This is a genomic window from Rhizobium sp. IY2 (assembly GCF_047532935.1).
GTDB classification, from domain to species: Bacteria; Pseudomonadota; Alphaproteobacteria; order Rhizobiales; family Rhizobiaceae; genus Rhizobium; species Rhizobium anhuiense.
Window position 1 is genome coordinate 1 of sequence record NZ_JBLKNU010000016.1, and the last position, 18,933, is coordinate 18,933.

At 60.2% G+C, this 18,933-nt stretch carries 25 protein-coding genes and 1 pseudogene; 9 read left to right on the forward strand and 17 right to left on the reverse strand.

Features of this window, described 5'->3' with window-relative positions; all coding sequences use genetic code 11:
* The 5 genes and pseudogenes from ACMUVN_RS30780 to ACMUVN_RS30800 all read right to left on the reverse strand — a co-directional run.
* Positions 1-126: pseudogene (locus ACMUVN_RS30780) on the reverse strand (electron transfer flavoprotein subunit beta/FixA family protein); the annotation flags it as partial.
* A 186-nt stretch (positions 127-312) separates the two neighbouring features.
* On the reverse strand, positions 313-1,098 hold the full coding sequence (locus ACMUVN_RS30785; protein ID WP_097596412.1) for a rhomboid family intramembrane serine protease: 786 nt from the start codon (positions 1,096-1,098) through the stop codon (positions 313-315).
* A 28-nt stretch (positions 1,099-1,126) separates the two neighbouring features.
* Positions 1,127-1,705 (reverse strand): cob(I)yrinic acid a,c-diamide adenosyltransferase, encoded by a 579-nt coding sequence (locus tag ACMUVN_RS30790; RefSeq protein WP_028757254.1) that lies wholly within the window; start codon positions 1,703-1,705, stop codon positions 1,127-1,129.
* A 20-nt stretch (positions 1,706-1,725) separates the two neighbouring features.
* A complete protein-coding gene (locus tag ACMUVN_RS30795; protein ID WP_028757255.1) occupies positions 1,726-1,929 on the reverse strand; it encodes a twin transmembrane helix small protein in 204 nt (67 codons plus the stop codon).
* Between the two features lie 18 nt (positions 1,930-1,947).
* A complete protein-coding gene (locus ACMUVN_RS30800; protein ID WP_097545254.1) occupies positions 1,948-2,781 on the reverse strand; it encodes an SDR family oxidoreductase in 834 nt (277 codons plus the stop codon).
* A 76-nt stretch (positions 2,782-2,857) separates the two neighbouring features.
* Between ACMUVN_RS30800 and ACMUVN_RS30805 the strand changes: the two genes are divergently transcribed.
* Positions 2,858-3,781 carry a YihY/virulence factor BrkB family protein gene (locus tag ACMUVN_RS30805; RefSeq protein ID WP_028757257.1) on the forward strand — a complete coding sequence of 308 codons (924 nt, stop codon included), beginning with the start codon at positions 2,858-2,860 and terminating at the stop codon, positions 3,779-3,781.
* On the opposite strand, the gene gluQRS is transcribed toward ACMUVN_RS30805, so the two are convergent.
* Complete coding sequence (gene gluQRS, locus ACMUVN_RS30810; protein WP_028757258.1) at positions 3,746-4,627, reverse strand: tRNA glutamyl-Q(34) synthetase GluQRS; 882 nt, start codon at positions 4,625-4,627, stop codon at positions 3,746-3,748. The genes ACMUVN_RS30805 and gluQRS overlap by 36 nt on opposite strands.
* Between gluQRS and ACMUVN_RS30815 the strand changes: the two genes are divergently transcribed.
* Both ACMUVN_RS30815 and ACMUVN_RS30820 read left to right on the forward strand, forming a co-directional pair.
* A complete protein-coding gene (locus tag ACMUVN_RS30815) occupies positions 4,626-5,318 on the forward strand; it encodes a DNA-3-methyladenine glycosylase family protein (protein WP_028757259.1) in 693 nt (230 codons plus the stop codon). The two genes, gluQRS and ACMUVN_RS30815, sit on opposite strands and share 2 nt — an antisense overlap.
* Before the next feature lie 111 nt (positions 5,319-5,429).
* Positions 5,430-5,987, forward strand: coding sequence for an HNH endonuclease (locus ACMUVN_RS30820; protein WP_004671754.1), 558 nt, complete (start codon positions 5,430-5,432; stop codon positions 5,985-5,987).
* 58 nt (positions 5,988-6,045) lie between these two features.
* Here the strand turns inward: ACMUVN_RS30820 and ACMUVN_RS30825 are convergent, their stop codons facing one another.
* A complete protein-coding gene (locus ACMUVN_RS30825) occupies positions 6,046-6,567 on the reverse strand; it encodes a disulfide bond formation protein B (protein ID WP_132576100.1) in 522 nt (173 codons plus the stop codon).
* Positions 6,568-6,645: 78 nt separating this feature from the next.
* The gene (locus ACMUVN_RS30830) at positions 6,646-7,236 is read right to left on the reverse strand and encodes a YqaA family protein (protein ID WP_132576102.1); all 591 of its coding nucleotides are present in this window, start codon (positions 7,234-7,236) and stop codon (positions 6,646-6,648) included.
* 202 nt (positions 7,237-7,438) lie between these two features.
* Here ACMUVN_RS30830 and ACMUVN_RS30835 point away from each other — a divergent pair, with 202 nt between their 5' ends.
* On the forward strand, positions 7,439-7,729 hold the full coding sequence (locus ACMUVN_RS30835) for a hypothetical protein (RefSeq protein WP_132576104.1): 291 nt from the start codon (positions 7,439-7,441) through the stop codon (positions 7,727-7,729).
* Between the two features lie 145 nt (positions 7,730-7,874).
* Here the strand turns inward: ACMUVN_RS30835 and ACMUVN_RS30840 are convergent, their stop codons facing one another.
* Positions 7,875-9,623, reverse strand: coding sequence for a cation:proton antiporter (locus ACMUVN_RS30840; protein ID WP_047619925.1), 1,749 nt, complete (start codon positions 9,621-9,623; stop codon positions 7,875-7,877).
* A gap of 202 nt (positions 9,624-9,825) precedes the next feature.
* Here ACMUVN_RS30840 and ACMUVN_RS30845 point away from each other — a divergent pair, with 202 nt between their 5' ends.
* The 4 genes from ACMUVN_RS30845 (at position 9,826) to ACMUVN_RS30860 (ending at position 12,154) form a co-directional block, all read left to right on the forward strand.
* Positions 9,826-10,110, forward strand: a complete 285-nt coding sequence (locus ACMUVN_RS30845) for a hypothetical protein (RefSeq protein ID WP_132576106.1) — start codon at positions 9,826-9,828, stop codon at positions 10,108-10,110.
* 166 nt (positions 10,111-10,276) lie between these two features.
* Positions 10,277-10,564, forward strand: coding sequence for a hypothetical protein (locus ACMUVN_RS30850; protein WP_028757264.1), 288 nt, complete (start codon positions 10,277-10,279; stop codon positions 10,562-10,564).
* Positions 10,565-10,957: 393 nt separating this feature from the next.
* A complete protein-coding gene (locus ACMUVN_RS30855; RefSeq protein WP_130754539.1) occupies positions 10,958-11,155 on the forward strand; it encodes a hypothetical protein in 198 nt (65 codons plus the stop codon).
* A gap of 51 nt (positions 11,156-11,206) precedes the next feature.
* Positions 11,207-12,154: a DUF2971 domain-containing protein gene (locus tag ACMUVN_RS30860; RefSeq protein WP_130754537.1), complete on the forward strand. Its 948-nt coding sequence runs from the start codon at positions 11,207-11,209 to the stop codon at positions 12,152-12,154.
* A gap of 355 nt (positions 12,155-12,509) precedes the next feature.
* Here the strand turns inward: ACMUVN_RS30860 and ligD are convergent, their stop codons facing one another.
* Positions 12,510-13,553 carry a non-homologous end-joining DNA ligase gene (gene ligD / locus ACMUVN_RS30865; RefSeq protein ID WP_414815932.1) on the reverse strand — a complete coding sequence of 348 codons (1,044 nt, stop codon included), beginning with the start codon at positions 13,551-13,553 and terminating at the stop codon, positions 12,510-12,512.
* A 150-nt stretch (positions 13,554-13,703) separates the two neighbouring features.
* On the opposite strand from ligD, the gene ACMUVN_RS30870 reads away from it, so the two are divergent.
* Positions 13,704-13,946, forward strand: coding sequence for a hypothetical protein (locus ACMUVN_RS30870; protein WP_414815933.1), 243 nt, complete (start codon positions 13,704-13,706; stop codon positions 13,944-13,946).
* 171 nt (positions 13,947-14,117) lie between these two features.
* Here ACMUVN_RS30870 and ACMUVN_RS30875 read toward each other — a convergent pair whose 3' ends face one another.
* The 7 genes from ACMUVN_RS30875 to ACMUVN_RS30905 all read right to left on the reverse strand — a co-directional run bounded on the left by ACMUVN_RS30875 (position 14,118) and on the right by ACMUVN_RS30905 (position 18,916).
* On the reverse strand, positions 14,118-14,681 hold the full coding sequence (locus tag ACMUVN_RS30875) for a hypothetical protein (protein ID WP_414815934.1): 564 nt from the start codon (positions 14,679-14,681) through the stop codon (positions 14,118-14,120).
* Complete coding sequence (locus tag ACMUVN_RS30880; RefSeq protein ID WP_414815935.1) at positions 14,678-14,875, reverse strand: hypothetical protein; 198 nt, start codon at positions 14,873-14,875, stop codon at positions 14,678-14,680. Before ACMUVN_RS30880 ends, ACMUVN_RS30875 begins: the two co-directional genes overlap by 4 nt.
* Positions 14,872-15,156 (reverse strand): hypothetical protein, encoded by a 285-nt coding sequence (locus tag ACMUVN_RS30885; RefSeq protein ID WP_414815936.1) that lies wholly within the window; start codon positions 15,154-15,156, stop codon positions 14,872-14,874. Before ACMUVN_RS30885 ends, ACMUVN_RS30880 begins: the two co-directional genes overlap by 4 nt.
* 18 nt (positions 15,157-15,174) lie before the next feature.
* The gene (locus ACMUVN_RS30890) at positions 15,175-17,148 is read right to left on the reverse strand and encodes a hypothetical protein (RefSeq protein ID WP_414815937.1); all 1,974 of its coding nucleotides are present in this window, start codon (positions 17,146-17,148) and stop codon (positions 15,175-15,177) included.
* Between the two features lie 48 nt (positions 17,149-17,196).
* Positions 17,197-17,454 (reverse strand): hypothetical protein, encoded by a 258-nt coding sequence (locus tag ACMUVN_RS30895; protein ID WP_222276360.1) that lies wholly within the window; start codon positions 17,452-17,454, stop codon positions 17,197-17,199.
* 128 nt (positions 17,455-17,582) lie between these two features.
* Positions 17,583-18,551, reverse strand: coding sequence for a glycoside hydrolase family 19 protein (locus tag ACMUVN_RS30900; RefSeq protein WP_414815938.1), 969 nt, complete (start codon positions 18,549-18,551; stop codon positions 17,583-17,585).
* Positions 18,552-18,646: 95 nt separating this feature from the next.
* Positions 18,647-18,916, reverse strand: coding sequence for a hypothetical protein (locus ACMUVN_RS30905; RefSeq protein ID WP_414815939.1), 270 nt, complete (start codon positions 18,914-18,916; stop codon positions 18,647-18,649).
* Positions 18,917-18,933: the final 17 nt, after the last annotated feature.

The following is an 18,933-nucleotide window of genomic DNA, read 5'->3' on the forward strand; positions in this document are numbered from 1 at the left end:
CGAGATCTCGTCGAACGGGTTCATCGACATCTTCACATTGGCAAGCTCGACACCCGTGCCATCCGGACGAACCCGGATCTTCACGTTGTAGTCGACAACCCGTTTGACTGGCACGAGTATCTTCATGGGGTCCTTCCTTCAGGAGAAACTGGCTTCAGAGGCTTTTTTAGAAAATGCGCGCTTGGGCGCCGCTCCGATTGTCGAATGGCGACATGGATACGCGTTTTTCCTCCAAATTCAACGCTTCCATGACGCCGGCAGGCAATTTGCCTTGGCAATATATGGACGTTTACGTTCACGTCAATATAGCTATCAGCGTCGGCCCCAGGGAAAGCGCTGCGCCGTTTGCCCGTCCGTACCGGCCGTGATGGCCGGACCGGCACTGCGGTCGTTTCTCACGGCGAGGGGCGTGACGATCTGCCGGTCGAAGAGCGGTACACCCGGCCGGCGCAACACCAGGATCAGAAGAGCGCCGGCAAGGATGCCGCCGACATGCGCTCCCCAGGACACGTCGCCGTCAGGGGCGATCGCCAGCATGAAGAACTGCTGCCCGATCCACAAAAGCAGCGGAATGAAGGCCGGCAGGGGCAATGGCACACGGAAGAACACCAGCACCCAGACCCTGACGCGCGGATGCAGCATGACATAGGCGGCAACGACGCCGGAGATCGCCCCCGAGGCGCCGACCAGCGGCGCTTGCGAGGTCATGGTCAGCAGGCCGTGGCAGAGCGCGCCGGCGGCCGCGCAGAGGAGGTAGAAAATCAGGAAACGCAGATGCCCCATGGCATCCTCGACATTGTCGCCGAAGACCCAGAGGAAGATCATGTTGGAGGCCAGATGCCAGAAGCCGGCATGGACGAAGGCATAGGTGAGATAGGTCAGCGGTTCCGGCACGATTTCCAAGCCCGGCGCCAGCACAGCGTCGCCGAAGGCGATCGCCGGGATATAGCCGAGCCCGACAGTTGTCGCCTGGGCTGCCTGTTCGCTCTCTAGGCTGGTCAAAAGCCAGACCGCGATATTCAGTGCGATCAGTGAGAGTGTCACCCACTGGACCTTGATATGTTTCAGCGTATTGGCGTCGTGAAGTGGTATGAACATAAGGCCCCCCGGCGATCGTGCGGCAAGCCTATCTGTTTTTTCCCGGAACCCAAAGCACATCCGCATGGCCGCGGGCATTGGCATGGCGTGCGGCGACGAAGAGAAAATCGGAGAGCCGGTTGACATATTTCATCGCCGCCTCGCTGACGATTTCGCCATCGGTGCGGGCAAGCGCCACCATCAGACGTTCCGCGCGCCGTGCAATCGTCCGGGCAAGATGCAGATGTGCGGCGGCCGGGCTGCCGCCCGGCAGGATGAAGGATTTCAGCGGCTCGAGAGCGGCATTCAGCTGGTCGATATCGCGCTCGACGCGGTCGACCTGCGTCTCGACGATCCGCAGCGGCTCATAGGCCGGCGGCTCACCGGTGTCAGGGGTGGCGAGATCGGCGCCGAGATCGAAGAGATCATTCTGGATCGACATCAGCATGGCGTCGAGTTCGGGCAGGCCTGAAGTGTGCAGCCGCGCCAGGCCGATCGCGGAATTGGCCTCGTCGATCGTGCCATAGGCCTCGACGCGCAGATCGTCCTTTGTCCGGCGCGGGCCGGAAACCAGCCCGGTCGTGCCGTCGTCACCTGTCTTGGTGTAGATCTTGTTGAGTTTGACCACGGTTCCCCCTCAAAGCGCCGTCAGGTCGGGCGGCCGCCGCCGGTCAGCCAGAGCGTTATCATGATCAGGACGACGGCGATCGCCTGCAACAGGACGCGAAGCTGCATCAGCTTGTTGGAGCGGTTGGCATCGCCGCCCTTCATCATGTTGAAGAGACCGCGAATCAGCACCAGGGCGACGGCGCCCATAACGATGATCGCGAGGACATAGGTGAACGTGGACATGGCACTCAGCTTTCTCAGTCAGTCCGTCCAGCGCATCAGGCGGTAGAAGAGGTCTGCCGGAAGCAGCCGCTTCAGGAACATGCCCTGCTTAGCCGGAGTCGTTACGGGATAATGTGGTCTTGGATTTTTCGAGTTCAATGCGTGTTTCAATACGGAATAGACCGCCTCCGGGCCGAGTTTATGGCGGTTGACCGGCCCCGATCCGTCGAGCCTTGCCAGTTGTCTGCTGTAATCGACCGCGTGCGGCGAATTGTCGAGGTCGATATTCTCCTTGATCTTTGCAAGCGCGTTGGCGGTGAAACGGGTGGCGATCGGTCCCGGCTCGATCAGGCTCACATGGATTCCGCTGCCCTGCAACTCCATGCGCAGTGTGATGCTGAGGCCTTCGAGCGCGAATTTGGACGCGGTGTAGGCGCCGCGATAGCGATAGGGCACGACGCCGAGGATCGACGAGCATTGGACGATCCGCCCCTCTCCGCGTTTGCGCATCGGCGGAATGACCTGCCGCGTCAGTTCGTGCCAGCCGAAGAAGTTCGCCTCGAACTGGGCGCGCAGCACTGCCGTCGAAAGATCCTCGACGGCGCCCGGCTGGCCGTAGGCGCCGTTGTTGAAGAGCGCGTCGATGCGGCCGCCGCTGCGTTCGAGAACCGCGCCGACCAGGTCGGAAATCGTCTCGGGCCTGGTATAGTCCATCAGGAAGGTCTCTATGCCGTCTGCTTCCAACCCCTTGAGGTCGTCCGGCTTGCGCACCGTCGCGAAGACACGCCAGCCATCGGCTTTCAGCGCCCGCGCGCAATGAGCGCCGATCCCGGACGAACATCCGGTGACGACGATGATGCGCTCTCCCGCCATGGAATGATTCCTGTACAAAATGGGACTCGTTTCCCATATTCGGCCAGAGGATACAATCTGGAAAGCCGGAGACGGAATGCCGAAGGTGCTGCGCACGATCTACGACGTGGTCTATGACGCGATCTGTCACATGATCGAGGATGACGGCTTCGCCATGGCAAGTCACGTGGCACTGTCGAGCCTGCTTGCGGTTTTCCCGTTCCTGATCTTCGGCACCGCGCTTGCAAGCTTCCTCGGCGCCGATCAGTTCTCCTCGACCGCCATCCACCTGATCTTCGACACCTGGCCCGAGGCGATCGCCAAGCCGCTGGCCGACCAGGTGCTGCAGGTGCTGACCATTCCGCGCGGCGGGCTGCTGACGATCTCCGTGCTGGCGGCCGCCTATTTCGCTTCGAACGGCGTCGAGGCGTTGCGCATCTCGCTCAACCGCGCCTACCGGGTGCAGGAGACGCGGCCCTGGTATTTCACCCGTCTCTTCAGCCTCGGCTACGTGTTGATCGCGGTCATCATCTTTGCGGCGATCAGCATTCTGCTCGTCGCCCTGCCGCTGGCGCTCGACTATTCCAGGAAATGGTTCCCTCTGTTTGCCGATACGCTCGACATCGTCTTCAGCTGGCGCATCTACGGCACGCTGGTGGTTCTGACGGTTGGACTGCTGGTCATGCATCTCTGGCTGCCGGCCGGCAAACGACGGGTCTTCGACGTTATTCCGGGCGTTTTGCTGACACTGCTTCTCTGGCTCGCCGGCGCACTGATCTTTGCCTACTACCTGGCGACCTTCGCCAATTATACGGCAACTTATGCCGGTCTGGCCTCCGTCATGATCGTGTTGATCTTCCTCTACATGGTCGGCGTCATCTTCATCATCGGGGCGGAGATCAATGCGGCGCTGATCAAGTTCCGCGTCTTCCGGATGTTTTCCCATACGCTTTCGATCGTCGGCAGAGAGCGTGTCGAAAGGCCATCAGAGCCCGACAAGACGGCGAATATCCGCTCCTGACATGCCTTGGGCGCGCAATTCGCCAAGCCCGGTATCGCCTTCGCTTTTCGAAAGTTTGCGGCCGTCGGCGCCGAGAATGAGGCGATGATGGTGATAGACCGGCTGCGGTAGCCCGAGCAGCACCTGCAGCAGCCTGTGCACCGATGTCGCATGGAAGAGGTCGAGCCCCCGCACGACATGGGTGACGCCCTGCAGCGCATCGTCAACGACCACGGAAAGATGATAGCTCGATGGCGCATCCGAGCGCGACAGGATGACGTCGCCCCAGACGCCGGGCTCGGCGGCGATTTCGCCAGTCCTACCGTCGCCGGTTTCAGTCCAGAACAGCAGCTGACCGATCAGGTCGAGCGCCTTGCGCATATCGAGCCGCCAGGCATGTTTCCTCCCCGCGGTCAGCATCTCCTGCCATTCGTCTTTCGGCCGGTCGCGATCACCTGCCGGATAATGCGGAGTACCGTCTGGATCGCGTGGCCAGGATTCTCCCGCCGCCTCGTAGGCCGCGACGCGCGCCTTCACCTCGCTGCGCGTCAGGAAGGCCGGGTAGACCAGACCGCGCTCGATCAGCGCATGCAATGCTGCCTGATATTCGGGCAAATGTTCCGACTGGCGCCGCACCGGGCTTTCCCAGCGGATATCAAGCCAGTCGAGATCTCTGTGGATGCCGGCCTCGAACTCGGGCGTACAGCGTGTCTGGTCGATATCCTCGATGCGGAGCAGCAGGCGGCCTTGTTCAGCCCGCGCCATGTCGTGGTTCAGAAGCGCCGAGAGGGCATGGCCGAGATGCAACGCCCCGTTGGGACTCGGCGCAAAGCGAAAGACGGGTTTTTGACGCTCACTCGTGGTCATGCTTTCTTCTGCCATGGATTCGGCTTTTGAACCACTGCGAGGCAATGTGCAGATCATCCGCAACGAAGACGACGTCAGGCAGGGGCTCGAAGCATTGCTTCGCCTCGATCCGCGCCTTGCGCCGATCGCAGCGGACGCCGGACCCGTTCCGCTGCGATTGCGCGAACCCGGCTTTGCCGGGCTTGCCCATATCATCGTCTCGCAGATGGTGTCGCGCGCCAGCGCCGACGCGATCTGGCGGCGCATGCTGCCAGCGGATGGTCTTTTGACTGCCGAAGGCTACATGCTGCTTCACGCAGAGGCATGGCGCGAATTCGGCCTGTCGCGCGCCAAGGCCGACACTCTGTCGCGGATTGCCGAAGCGGTTGCCTCCGGCCGCCTCGATCTCTCCGGCCTCTGCCTGAAGCCGCCGGGCGAGGCGCTTGGCGAACTCACCGCGCTGAAGGGTATCGGCCCTTGGACGGCGGAGGTCTATCTGATGTTTTGCGGCGGCCATGCCGATGTTTTCCCGGCCGGCGATGTCGCACTGCAGAATGCGGTCGGGACGGCATTCGGCCTTGCGGCACGGCCGCAGGCGAAGGCGCTTGCCGAGCTTTCGGAAGTCTGGTCGCCGTGGCGCTCGGTGGCGGCACGGCTTTTCTGGGCCTATTACGCCACGAAAATGCGCCGCGACATGGTGCCGATCGGCTGATCGGCAACACTCTTCATTTTGCCTTTATCCTCTGAATTTATTGGACTTCACAATCCTGTAACAACCGGCCTAATATACAGGTGCAGATGCCGAATCGATCAGGAGAGTCCCTTGACGATTGCAGTCTCCCCGCAGGCCCTGCCGGCGCTCGTCCTGAACGCTGACTACCGGCCGCTGAGTTATTATCCCTTGTCGCTATGGTCCTGGCAGGACGCGATCAAGGCGGTATTTCTCGACCGTGTGAATATCATCGCAGAGTATGAACATTCGGTTTCCTCACCGAGCTTCTCGATGCGGCTTCCGAGTGTCGTGTGCCTCAAGACTTACGTTCAGCCGTCCCGCAATCCCGCTTTCACCCGGTTCAACGTCTTCTTGCGTGACCGGTTCGAATGCCAGTATTGCGGCGCCCATGACGACCTGACCTTCGATCACGTCATCCCGCGCGCCCATGGCGGCGAGACGACCTGGGAGAATGTCGTGGCTGCCTGTTCGCCGTGCAATCTGCGCAAGGGCAGCAAGCTTCCCAAGCAGGCAGGCATGTTCCCGGCGCAGAAGCCCTACCAGCCGACGGTGCAGGATCTGCACAATAACGGCCGGCTGTTCCCGCCGAACTATCTGCATGACAGCTGGCTCGATTATCTCTACTGGGATACCGAACTGCAGCCGTGATCGCGTTGCTTACAGCACGGCGTCCTTCGGAGGCACAGAGAACGGCCGACTTAAGGGATTATGCAGAGGCAGCCCTGCGAACGCCTGCAAAGGCGAAGGCTGCGAGCAGGATTCCGGCAATCACGTTCCAGCCTGCAAAAGACAGGCCGAGCACCCGCAGCGCCGCATCGGTGCAGGACGGGCCTTTGATGGTGTTGAGTTCGCCGAGCAGATCGCCGGCATTGGTCGTCATGCTGCTTGCCGTGGTCGAGCAGGTGGCCGGCCCCGGCCAGAAATGCCATTCGACGCCAGCGTGATAGACACCCATGCCTGCCGTGACCAGCATCAGGATGCCGGCCGCCAGGATGAGCGCGCGGGTGATCCAGTTCGGCAGGCCGACGAGTTCGGAGATTGCGGCGAGAATCGCGATCGGGATGGCGTAATAATAAGGCTGGCGCTGCAGCAGGCAGAGCGCGCAGGGAATATAGCCGCCGATATATTGGAAGCCCAGCGCCGTGCCGACGACGACCGCCATGCCGATCGCGAGCAGCAGGGAATAGGTAAAGCCGGGGCGGGTGAGCGGCGAGCAAGTGGCAGTCATGGCGGAACTCCGCAAAGTTGGTAAAGCCTGAGATGCGGATTCAGATTTTAGGCCTGTTCGGCCGAAAATCATCCTGTTCTAGTGAGCGAGATAGCGGTAGGCGGGATATAACACGATCACGGCGGCGGCACCGACGCTGACGATCTGGCCGAGGCGCTTCTCGATGAAATGGCGGATCGGCTCGCCGTAACGGCGCAGCAGCCAGGCGAGGAAGAGGAAACGCGCGCCGCGCGCGACGATCGCCGAGACGACGAAAAGCCCCAGATTGACGTGGATGACGCCGGACAAAATCGTGACAATCTTGATCGGCGGCAGATGCGCGAGACCCGAAGTGACGAGCAGCAGCAGGATCCACTCGTAGGTGACATAGGCCTTCATCTGCTCGAAGGCGTCGAGTTTGCCGTAGAATTCGAGAATCGGCCGCGCAACCGTCTCGTAGGCGTAAAAGCCGAGCGCCCAGCCGGCGATGCCGCCGAGCACGGAGGCGACGGTTGCAATCAGCGCATAGCGGTAGGAGCGTTCCGGCCTCGAAAGCGCCATTGGCAGGAAGAGCACATCGGCGGGCACGAGAAAGACGGAGCTTTCGACGAAGGCGATGACGGCGAGCCAGACTTCGGCCGATTTGCGCGAGGCCAAAGACATGGTCCAGTCGTAAAGTCTGCGGAGCATTCCGTTTCCTTCCTGTTGCGGTGCAAAAGCTTTAGGGGCCGTGCGCGGTGCTGTAAATGCTCGCCCGTGTCCTTCCTGCCACCGCCGTCCAAAAATTTTCGTGATGCGGCGCATCGGCGCCTCTCTCGAGATTTCATGGGATTGCGAATCGGCCATTCTGCGGCAAGCTGTATCAGAGCATAGGGTCGACGTGCAGGGTGGCATGAGAATGTTCAAAGTGATCGAAGGCGGCCGTGGGCAGGCCGTGCAAATGGATGACCGGTCCGAAAAGGGGCGCGGACCGAGCAGAGACGATGTACGCCAGGAGGCTGCGCGGCGGCTGAGCGCCAGCGGCTATCATCTGTCCCGCATCCGGGAGTTTGCGACCGGCGCGCCGATGCTGGCGTCTCTCAAATACCTGTCGCTACAGATCGATTTCGCGGCCGAGACATTGTCGAGCCTCGATCCGATCCCGGAGGATTTCCGTGCTGATGGCTATTGGCCGGCGGTCTAAAGCGCGTCGCAATCCTCAGATTCGCTTGCGATTTAGATCTTTGCTTTTACGCATGTCGGAATTGCAAAACCGCTGCTCAGTTTTGCGCGACCTACTCTAGGCAATCACGCTATCGCGCTCCCGCGAGAAATGCGGCGGTGTTTGCTCAGGACAGGTCCATCGACTTTTCCCATTGCTGGCGCAGTACGTTCATCTCCGTGCGCTTCTGGGCCATTTCGCTGACGGCGGCGCGCAGGTTGGGATGGTGTGACATGAACATGTTAAAGTCGCGCCGCTCGAGCACCTCGAACTGGCAGAAATCGACGGCAATGACGTCGGCGGTGCGTCGTCCGCCGGTGAGAAGCGCCATTTCGCCAAAAAAGGCGCCCGGTTCCAGGCGGATCGCACCGCTGGCGAGCCGCACCTCCACCGCTCCCGAAGAGATGAAATACATGCTGTCGCCGCGGTCGCCGCGGCGAATGACGCGTTCGCCGGGAGGGGCGGACTTTGCCTTGAAGAGCAGCAGCAGCTCCTCTTGCGCGTCCTCGCTGACCTCGGAGAATAACGGGAAAGTTTCGATCAGCTGCTGCATCTTCAACTGATGCTGACGCTCGCGCTCCTCGCTGAGCGCCCTGATCTTTTCCAGTTCCTTGCCGAGCGCTTTCTGCCTCTTTCTGCCGTAATTTTCCCAAAGGGAGGGCCATGTCGAATGGATATATTTCTTCAGTCCGTCGGTCGCCAGGATCACGATCGGGTTCAGCGTGATCGACAGGATTGCGGCGGCAAGGATCAGATCCTGGCCCTCATGCGGCAGAAGCCCGAGCGACACGCCGAGACCGGCGAGGATGAAGGAGAATTCGCCGATCTGGGCGAGGCCGCCGGCCAATGTCAGCCCCAGGCCGATTGGATATCTGAGCAGGATGACGATGAAGAAGGTGATGATGCCCTTGCCGAGGATGACCAGCGCGAGCGCGCCGATCACGGCCAGCGGCTGGCGCACCAGGATCGAGGGGTCGAAGAGCATGCCGACCGAGACGAAAAACAGCACGGAGAAGGCATTCTGCAGCGGCAGCGAATCGGCGGCCGCCCTGTGGCTGAGCTGGGATTCGCTCATGACGACACCGGCAAAAAATGCGCCGAGCGCAAATGAGACGCCGAAGATCGCCGCCGAGCCGAAGGCGATGCCGAGCGCGATCGCCAGGACTGTCAGCGTGAACAGCTCACGCGAGCCGGTGCGGGCGATCATCGTCAGCAGCCAGGGCACGATGCGAGGGCCGAGGAAGATCGCCATGGCGGCGAAGGCCGCCACCTTCAACAGCGTCAGGCCGATCGTCAGCACCAGCGGCAGGTCGCCGAGGCCGTGGTTGGTCGTATCGGCGGCGTTGCCACCCAGAAGCTCTGCGAGCGCCGGCAGCAGCACCAGCGCCAGCACCATCACCAGATCCTCGACGATCAGCCAGCCGACGGCGACGCGTCCGCTTGGCGCGTTGACGAGATTGCGCTCCTCCAACGCCTTCAAGAGAACGACGGTGCTCGCCACCGACAGGCTGAGGCCGAGGACGATGCCGGCGCCGAGGCTCCAGCCCCAGAGTTGGCAAAGGCCGACGCCGAGCAGGGTGGCGAGAATGATCCGTCCGATCGCCCCCGGCACGGCGATGCCGCGCACGGCGAGCAAGTCGGAGGCGGAAAAATGCAGGCCGACGCCGAACATCAAAAGGATGACGCCCATTTCGGCGAGCTGACCGGCAAGGGCGGTGTCGGCGACGAAGCCCGGGGTGAACGGCCCCATCAGGATGCCGGCCATCAGGTAGCCGACGAGCGGCGGCAGCCGGAGCCGATCGGCGCCGTAGCCCAGGATCGCGGCGAAAACAAAACTGACGGCAACCGTCGCGATGAGTCCTACTTCCTGATGCACGTCCGCCCTCTCTATTTGTAGCGGCGGCCACTTTGGACGAAGCGCAAGCAAAATTAAACAAGTGATTTGAGCGGTGAGGCCCCCTCACTCATAGTTCTGGCCCGCCAGATGCAGACGTTGTCTGCGGCACGGCCGGGCCGTCACAATGTTGGAACCACTTGCGGCTTGCCTCGTTGCCCTTTCATCAAGAAAGGAAAACGACATGCGGAAGATTATCCTGAACTGTACTGTGGCGGCCCTTGCCGCCTGCTCGTTTGCAGCGCCTGTTCTTGCCGATAGCGTCTATGTCAGGGAGCGTTCCTATGATGACGGCTATCGTCACGAGCGGGTACGACCTGGAATTACCATCAGCGAGCGAGGCGTCACTTTTGGTGCCGTGCGCGAACGTGAGCACCGCCGCTACCGCGATAGTGGCTGCGAAACCAGGAGCGTCACGCGCCAGGCCGATGAAGGCGAGGTCACCAAGACGGTCCGACGCTGCAATTAACGAGACATACGCTACAAGGGCGAAGCCCGGTTCCCACGAGCCGGGTTTTCGCCTTTTGTGGCGCGACTGTCTGAATGGGTGGTGGAAGTGGTCCGTCGGTGTTATGAGCACGCCTTTGGTAAAAGCGCGTTCCCAGCGCAAATACCTCCCGCACAGGATTTTTACTATGATTGAGCTTACCCCGTCCCAGATCGCCGCACTCAAACTCGCCAGGGATGGAGATCTCTATCCTCAGCCAGCCAACAAATGGACGCACCAGAACGCGCAGGTGACTTACGCAAAAACCGACCGCTGGAAAGAGCGGCCGCAGAAAATCAAATCAGTCACTGCCAAGACGCTGGGTGAATTGAAGGAGCCGGGTTTCCTCGAGCGGCGGCATCTGGACGACGACGTCTCAAAAGACGTCTACGGCATCACCATGGCCGGCAAAATGTGGCTGTTGAAGAACAAGTAGGCTTCACCCGCAGGCGAATTTTGCTCCGTAGTCCCGTATCAGGTCTCCTGAGGCAGGGCTACGCGAAGCGATTTGAGATGATGGTGCAGCTAGCCGGAGCATTGTCGAACCAGTCCGCCTTCGTTCCTGACGGAACTACGGCGCGACAACCCTTCGCTTAGCTGCTCTTCGGCCTGCCGAGCCGAAGTTCGCAGAGCGTAGGTGGTGCCCCATGCCGATGTGCCACAAGATAATCATCTCAAGCCCTTGCGAGTTTGTGAGACATTCCAGACAGTCGCCAAATTGTTATGCTTTTTGCGCTGCTTGTCCCACATAATCCGTCCCTACGGTCGACTGGATTGCCTAAGCTCGGTATGTTTGTCGGGTCTCCCCACGCAGTAACGGAGCATCAGCATGCCAACGGTCGCGCAATTGAATGGCTCATTGCATATTCATCAGTTTTATATCGGTAAGTTGAGAGCGAAGCAGGAGCAGCTCTTCGACAGCGACCCTGAACTCGCCATGCTTCTCGATAATGTTGCTGAAGTCCTGAAAGAGCGCGCAGCGGACTTGGCCGAAGAAATCGCCGAGAGGGAATGCGATGAGTGGTGACACGGCGGTTGAAGAGGGTTTGCCCGAAGGTTCTAGACCCCGGAGGTTACCTTGACGTCCAAGCCAGATCCGAACGACGGACTTGAGGAGCAGGCGGCGCCGCCATCAGCCATCAGCGACGCATTCAGGGGCCTTTCGGAGAAGTCCATTGCCGACATCTATATCGGCGTCGAAATTCCAAAAAGCCTTTTTCACTATACGAGTTCGCAAGGGCTCATCGGCATCCTGGGAGAACATAAAATTTGGTTTTCCGATGCCACCTTTATGAATGATGGCTCAGAGACTACGTGGGGCATAAACTTGGTCGCCATGGCAATTGACGAATTGCTATCCGGCAAACCCCTTGAAGAGATAGAGGCGGGAGAGTCGCTCAAGGCTGAAGTCGTGCAGGCTATGCAGGCGTTCCAGCCCGTCATCTTCTGCATGAGTGCTCGGAACAATTTGCTTAACCAGTGGCGAGACTATGGAAAAGACGCAGTGCCATACAGCATCGAATTTGACGTGCAGGCGCTCGAAAAATGGGACGGAAAGACCTTCCCAATCTTCATTACAAAAATTGTTTACGACGTCTCGCTTCAGCGCAGATTGATTCGTGAGCTTTTGTCTCGCATCTACGCAAAGACGATCGAATTGCGTGGATCGCGGCAGTATTTCGATGAGGACGAAGGGCAGCGGCTCCTCCGTGGAGCGGCTGTTGAAATCGTCTCGCTAATCACAAGATTCAAAAATACTGCTTTTGATGCCGAGGAAGAATGGCGGGCGATTTGCTATCGGCCCCAAGTCGCGAGCGTTCCCAGGAAGTACCGGAGCAGCTCTTTAGGGGTCGTTCCTTACTACGAGTGGTACGCCAAGGAAGCACCTAAACAACTGCCTGTCAAAAGTGTTACGGTTGGACCTTCGCCATATGCCCCGGTTTCGGACCTCGCCCTTCAGCAGTTTTTGGCGGACAACGGTTACGACGTGTCAACGCATCACTCAACCATACCGATACGTCGATAGTTCTTGGGGCTGGTCAGGACGCCTGCCATCTTTGGTGGTCCCGGAGGGCGTCATAAAATCCGGCAAAAACAGAGGGCTAAGAAGGCGGTTAGCCATTCTCCTGTCCCGCAGATTGCCGTATTGACTGGAGGGCGATGTCTTCGGTGTGATACTTGAAGAGCATGACTGACGACAGGATACCTCGCATAAATAAATGCCGCTGCGGTCACGAGCCGGCGGGGAAATACGGCCCCACGTCGACGATATCTTGCGCGAACTGCCATGAAGAAATTGTCGTCGAGACAGCCCCCTTTTTCCGAGACATGGCGAGGCAGCTTGAGCACCAGACGTGGAGGGCGGCTCTTGCATGGAACGCCTATTCGATCTCATAAACCGCTGCCTGATCCTGCTCCTCCCGCAGCCCCTTGTAAGACGCATGCCGCAGCTTCCCGTCATGCGTCCACGCCCGGTACGCAATCTCGGCAACAAGCTTCGGATCGACGAAGACGGCGTTTCGCTTCCGTCCCGTATCGACGGCTGGCTTGCCAATGGTCAGTTTTACCATCTGCTCCCGCAGCTCGCTTGCGGAGCGCTCGTTGAAGCCCGTTCCCACTCCCCCGACATAGACCAGATCGCTTCCCTTGCGCGCGGCGAGCAGCAGCCGACCGATGCCTCCGAAGGATGCTGTCGACTTCTCATATCCAACGATCAGAAAACCGTCGCTCTGTATGCATTTTATCTTCAGCCACTCGCCCAGGCGGCCGCTTCGGTAGGCGCTGTTGCGATCTTTTGCGATGATCCCTTCAAGGCCGTGCTCGCAGGCGATACGGAAGAGTGTGTCTCCATCCGCCTCGATCTCCTCCGATAAGCGAATAGCTTCCTCGCCGCCGGCCGGCACCAATCCCTCAAGGAGGTGGCGCCGCGCGGTGAGTTCTGTCTGCCTGATGTCTCGGCCGTCAAAGTACAGCAGATCGAATGCCATCAGGACCGCCTCGCGCGACATTCTCTTGCCGCCTCGACCGCCGAGCGATTGCTGAAGCCTGCCAAAGTCCGACCGTCCACGCTCGTCGAACACAATGGCTTCGCCATCCAGAATGGCCGTGGCTACAGGAAGCCGCTTTGCCGCAGCGGCGATCGCGGGAAAACGATCCGTCCAGTCGTGCCCGCCGCGCGTCAAGATCCGGACGCCCGTAGGCTCGATGTGAACCGCCAGGCGATAGCCGTCCCACTTCACCTCGAAAGCCCATTGCGGCCCTTTGGGCGGCTTAGGCTTGAGGAGAGCGAGGCAGGGATCGATGCGATCCGGCATAGGGTCGAGGGGGAGATTAGGCTGCGCGGGATTTCGCGGCTTGCGCGGCCGGGATTGAACCGGCTTATCAGCATCCTGCAGGAGCGGCTTTGGTTTCGGCGGCTTTGTCATGCCACCATCCCATCAGCAATGACTTAAAAAGCAATTGCCCAATATGAGTTATTGACTCGCGGGACGTCGAGAACATATTAGGAACATCATCGGGCGGGCAGAGAAACCATCCATCGACATGCGGCGGTCGATCCTTTGCGAGGACGAACTATGCGCCGATTTCAACAGATACGAGACTGGTCGCCGGGCTACATCAATGTCTGCCCGCAGCACATCGAGATAATGGTGGAATGCACCGCATGCGGTGTGATGCGGCCATTTGACCGCACTGCGTTGCCCAACGGCTTGCGCCATGCGCTCGTCGAGACGATCGAGCAACGCCTGAAATGCGCATGCGGTGCTAAAACCGCAAAATTGAGGTTTGGGCATAGTCTCGCCGGAGAACAAGAATGAGCGACACCGATAAGCCGCCGCTGACGAAAGCGCCGCAAATGTATGTCCATTATTGTGAGGAGGAGGACTGCAGGGAGTGGGGAGGCCTCGGCCGCAGCGCCACAAAGGACGAACCGCCTCGCTGGTGGTGCTGGGAACACTTTCCCGCTCACTTCAAAGGCGGGTGGGCCGTCAATCCACGATAGGACGACGCGACACGACAGTCTCGACCTGTGGCGCTCCCCAGGGAGAAACATCGATGCGGCCGAGCTCGTCGAGACGCTCTGAGAACAGAATGAGCGTCGTCGCGGCGATGATGCCGGAGAGGATCAGGGCGACGATCGCCCGGGTGATGTTTGCTCGCGGAACTCGGCCGCCTTCAGTGTCGCGTGCCAGGATCATCAGGAAGACGGAGAATGCCCCCATGATCATAATGATGCCGGTGACCGGCGAATAGACCAGATAGTCCGGCCTGTCAGTCCACCGAAGGATGTTACCCCACAGCCGCTGCACCGACATGAAGAAGAGGATCTGAAAGATGCTGAAGGCGAAGAAGTCGGCGTAATCCTGGCCGTCGCGCATTGATCTCGCCGCCGGCCTGAACCATTGCACCATGCCGACGAGGCAGGAACCCATGACCAGCGCCGAGGCGATTTCTTGAAATTCGTACCAGGAGAAGAAGGAAGCGGACAGCCAGGTAAGCAGACTGACGATCACGAAGAGATAGGCGATCAGGCTCCGGCGCAGTCGTTTCATTTGGCATGCCTTTCATCGAGCTTTTCCAAGGTGTCCAGGGCGATGCGCCGCGCCCAGTCCATTTTCACGGCATGATCTGCCAAGGCTTCGGTAAATTTTCCCTCGGCCTCTATCAGCTGCTGCCGCTTGTCTTCAGAGAGCAGGGGGCGCGCCCTCTGCTCTCGGCGGGGTCTCAAAAACGGGAGCAGCCTCATGCCATCTCCTTTTTTGCCTGCACGGCGAATTGCAGCTTCTGCGTTGCCGTGAGATCGGTGATCGCGTCGATCACCTTCTGGTATTCGGCCAGGCGCTTTTCGGTCAGCGCCTCGAATTCCTTCCGCATATGCGCGATGTCGCTGTCATATCGCTTTCGGTCCTTGCCCCGCCCATGCTGCGAGAGCAGGAACAGGCAAAGGAAAAGCAGAGTGGTGAAGCCGAGTACGCCTTGGGTGAAGGCGTACTCGGTAAAGAGTTTTATGATGCCGACTTCTTCCACGCGCTGTCGCCTTTCACATCAAAGCCCCGCCGTGGCTCCCACCCAGGCTTCAGCACTCGTCAACGCAGCCCCGGAGAGTGCATCATCGGCGATCAGCATTCCGGCGTGCGCTGATAGTGGGTTTATACCGCCGGGCGTGCCAGCGACTGCCCCCACAATGGCGCCGATCAGGAATTGCGAGAAACTATAGCTTGTGCCACCCACGATCGTTCCCGTCGCGACCTGCACGCCGTCGACACGATAGACGATGTTCACCCCGTCAACCGTGACAGTGTGGACATGCCAATTGCCATCGAATGACGCCTGGAATGCCGTGTAGGCCGCGCCGCCCGAAACAGGGGTAACGCTCGGCCCGCGGTTTGTGGTGGTTTGGCGAATGCCGATGCTTGGAGCGCCAGAGGTTCCGCCGATCGTGCCGAACATGAAGCCCCGGCTTGTTGCACCGGCAACGAACTTCAGCGCCTCGATCACTGTCACCTTGCCAGATGCCACTGCACCGTTGCCGGCCTGAAGGATACGGGCATCTACGCTCTGCAGATAATCGCCGGCCGCGAAGGTGACCACGCGCTTATTGTTCGCAACGCCGCCGACCAATGACACGTCGGGCGATGCACCGGGCAGGAGATCGCCGCCGCCGTAGGAAGCGCGCATCCGGACCAGATTGCCGGCCCCATCATCCGTGACCTGATTAACGTCATTCGTGTCGTATGCCGCGGTAAGCGCGCTTCCAAGATCTGAAGGCAGCCATGAACCTGAGGGTGCGGGGATGGTGAAGTTGAAGCCCTCAATATAGGGAGCCGTTACATTCACACACTCGTAGGTGTTCGGATGGACGCCATCCGTTGTACGAGCAGGCGATCCCGGCCATACACCGCTGTTGAAGGACGAGCTTGTAACGGCCGCAAAATCGACCACAGCCGTTACCCGAGGCAGACCGGCTCTGATATCGGTATTGAGAGCTATCTGACTGGCCCAATTCCCGTCCGTCTTGGGCGTCTGTCCCACCGTGGTGGAATAGTCACCGTCCGTCCGATCGGTCGCTGTGGCGAGATAGAAACGCCGGCAATCGCCGAACATACCGAAGACGGTCTGGATAGCTTCTTTGATCGCGGCTACGGTGGTGCCGTTGCGAAGGTCGCCACCGGTGAAGTCCTGGATTACGTCGGTAAGGCCGCAAGCCTTGATGAAGGTCGCAAGTGTGCCACTGGTGCGCAAAGCGGCCATGTTGGACGTATCCATGCCCCCTTTGCAAATCTTCACGTAGGGGTAGCGGTTGTCCAAGCCCCGAGCGTGACCACCGCTGCCGCCCTTAGGGCCAGAGCCGGATATATCGCCTTGAGCGAACGGAATGCTGTGGCCATTGATACCGAAAGCCCGGGCACCGCTCTTTGCGACAGTGCCCGTAACGGCATTTGCCCCGAAGAACAGCGTGCTGGCCTGGCCTGCGCCGGGGTAGGCGGGCGCTCCAGCCCAAGCATACTTCGCGTCTCCCACGCCAATGTCGGCGGCATTTGCCGGAAGCTCAATGCAAGCGATAGAGGCACCGCCTGAGTGCAAGCGCGAATGGACCCGACCTTTGGTGCCCTTCAATCCGGTCACGCCCACGACAGGATCGGATGAGACCACGCCAGCACCCAACGTGTAGGTCAGGTTTCCGCCGTTGAAGGTCACCTGAGTGAAGGTCCCAAGCGGGTATTCAAGATAAGCCGAGAACGTTCCTGTTGAGCCCGTTACCAGGGCAAAGGAGCCGTTGATGTAGGTGTTGACGTGATGAATGACCGGATTGGTCACGTCGCCTTCGGGCGAGAACCATATGTCTCTTACAGAGACTGTATCATCAGGGATCAAGGCAACGTTGGTGGGGAACTGCCCACGGTTGGCGGCGAGAATGTTATTCGTCTGCCCCGAGGGCTGTCCGCCGCCGCCGATGACGCCCGCCCCGATATAGCTCGCCACGCGCCGCTTATTGATCTTCGTCCGTGCGGAAACCATGTCCGAATCCTTCCCGCCGTTCAGGCGACTATGAGAGTTGATTGAAATTCAGCGCGGCGCTGCGATGCTTTCGCCGTGCAGGCCGCATTCCTTGCGCGTCCAGACGCCGCCGGCGCAGAAGCGCACCACGGTCCGGTCGATCTTGCGTTGGTCGGCGTCGGTCGCGCCCCTGGCGCCGATCAGGTCAGTTCCGGCGACCCGGCGCAGGCCCGACACATCTGCCGGCCCCGAAGTCCCACACCCTGCCAGCGTCGCGACAGGCGTCATAATCAAGCACGCCTTCATCAGCAGCATTGCCCGCTTCATTGTTCTGCCTTTCGATGGTGGAGCGAACGCTGTCGGCGCCGCTTTGCCGGATCTTGTGAATGACGATCCCGATCGCGGCGAGCGCAGCGATACCGGCGATGATTTTGAGTGTAAGACCGGAAAACATCTCAGCCTTCCACCGCCGCGCGGATATCCTTGATCGCCGCGATGATGTAGTGGCGCAGCACCAGGCCGCCGATCGCCACCGCCAGCGCCGTGAGGATGATCACCAGCAGCGCCCGCCAGTCGAAGCCGGTCAAGGCCGCCAGGCCGAGCCCGCCGCCGCCACCGAAGGCGCTGCCGGCCCAGCCGAGCAGGCTGAACTTGCGCTTTACTTCACCCTCGACCGAGTGCGGCACCACGGCCCTTTCCTCGACGACGGGAGCAGACATGATGCCGGCAGCCGCCATCGACACGCCATCGGCGGCCAGCAGTGCTTTATGCAGCGCTGCGCGCGTCTTCGGGCCGGGATCGTTGTCGACGGTCAACCCGTTCGCCGCCTGAAATTGCTCCAGAGCGTGAGGCGCATAGCCGAGCACGACGAGGGAGAGCCGCACCAGGTGGTCGACGCGATCGGCAAAGCCATTCATACCGCCGTTGATCTTCTTGGTGATCGTTTCGGCATCGCCCTGGTCGGCCAGGCGGTTGAGGTTGCGCGTGTCCCAGTAGAACAGCGCCGAAAGCCCCTCCCAAGGATCGGTATTGATCAGATCCGGATTGGCGACGAAGTTCGGCGGGTTCAGCCCGCGATCGTCACACCAGTCGTAAAATTCCTTGATGTTCGCCGCGCCCGTCAACTGGATCGGCCCACGCCCGGCATTCTTCTTGCCGTCGCCATCGATCGCTGGCGTGTTGCCGAGATCGGTGCGCGTGTCGTACCGCTTCTGCGCCGGCGTCGGCCCCCATATCTCCCGGTCATAGCGGAAGTCGCCGCTTTCGTGCATCAGCTGCGCCAGATACTGCACCAGGCGATGCAGCCGGTTCATCCCGAAATCATCGCCGTAGCGATCGACGGCGATAAGCACGGATTTCAGATTGCTCTCATTCACCGGACCTTTGGCGGCCGCGCGAATTTGCTGAGCTGTGATGCTGCTCATTGGGTATGCTCCAATTTGGGGATCTTACTTATAGGAATGAAAAGGCCCGCCGAAGCGAGCCTTTCAATCAATGCCTATTGTTCGCACTCGACGGCTTATTGATTGCCGCGACCATCGCTGAATATGCCTATCCCGCGATCGCGCATGAACTCAACGATCTTCTGAACTGTAGGCGCACTCGGATAGATCTTTCTGTAAACGTCGGCGTCAAATTGTCCGGACAGCGCCATAGCAGATGCCCGAGAGATAGACGTTTGGATATCTGACATTTCCGCTATCGCGCGGTCGCTCGTGGTCGAGAACAGCGCAACAGCGATCAGCATCCCGGCCCCGCACATAATTGAAAATTCCGAGATCGCCTTCATCGGTCGCGCGACAGCAG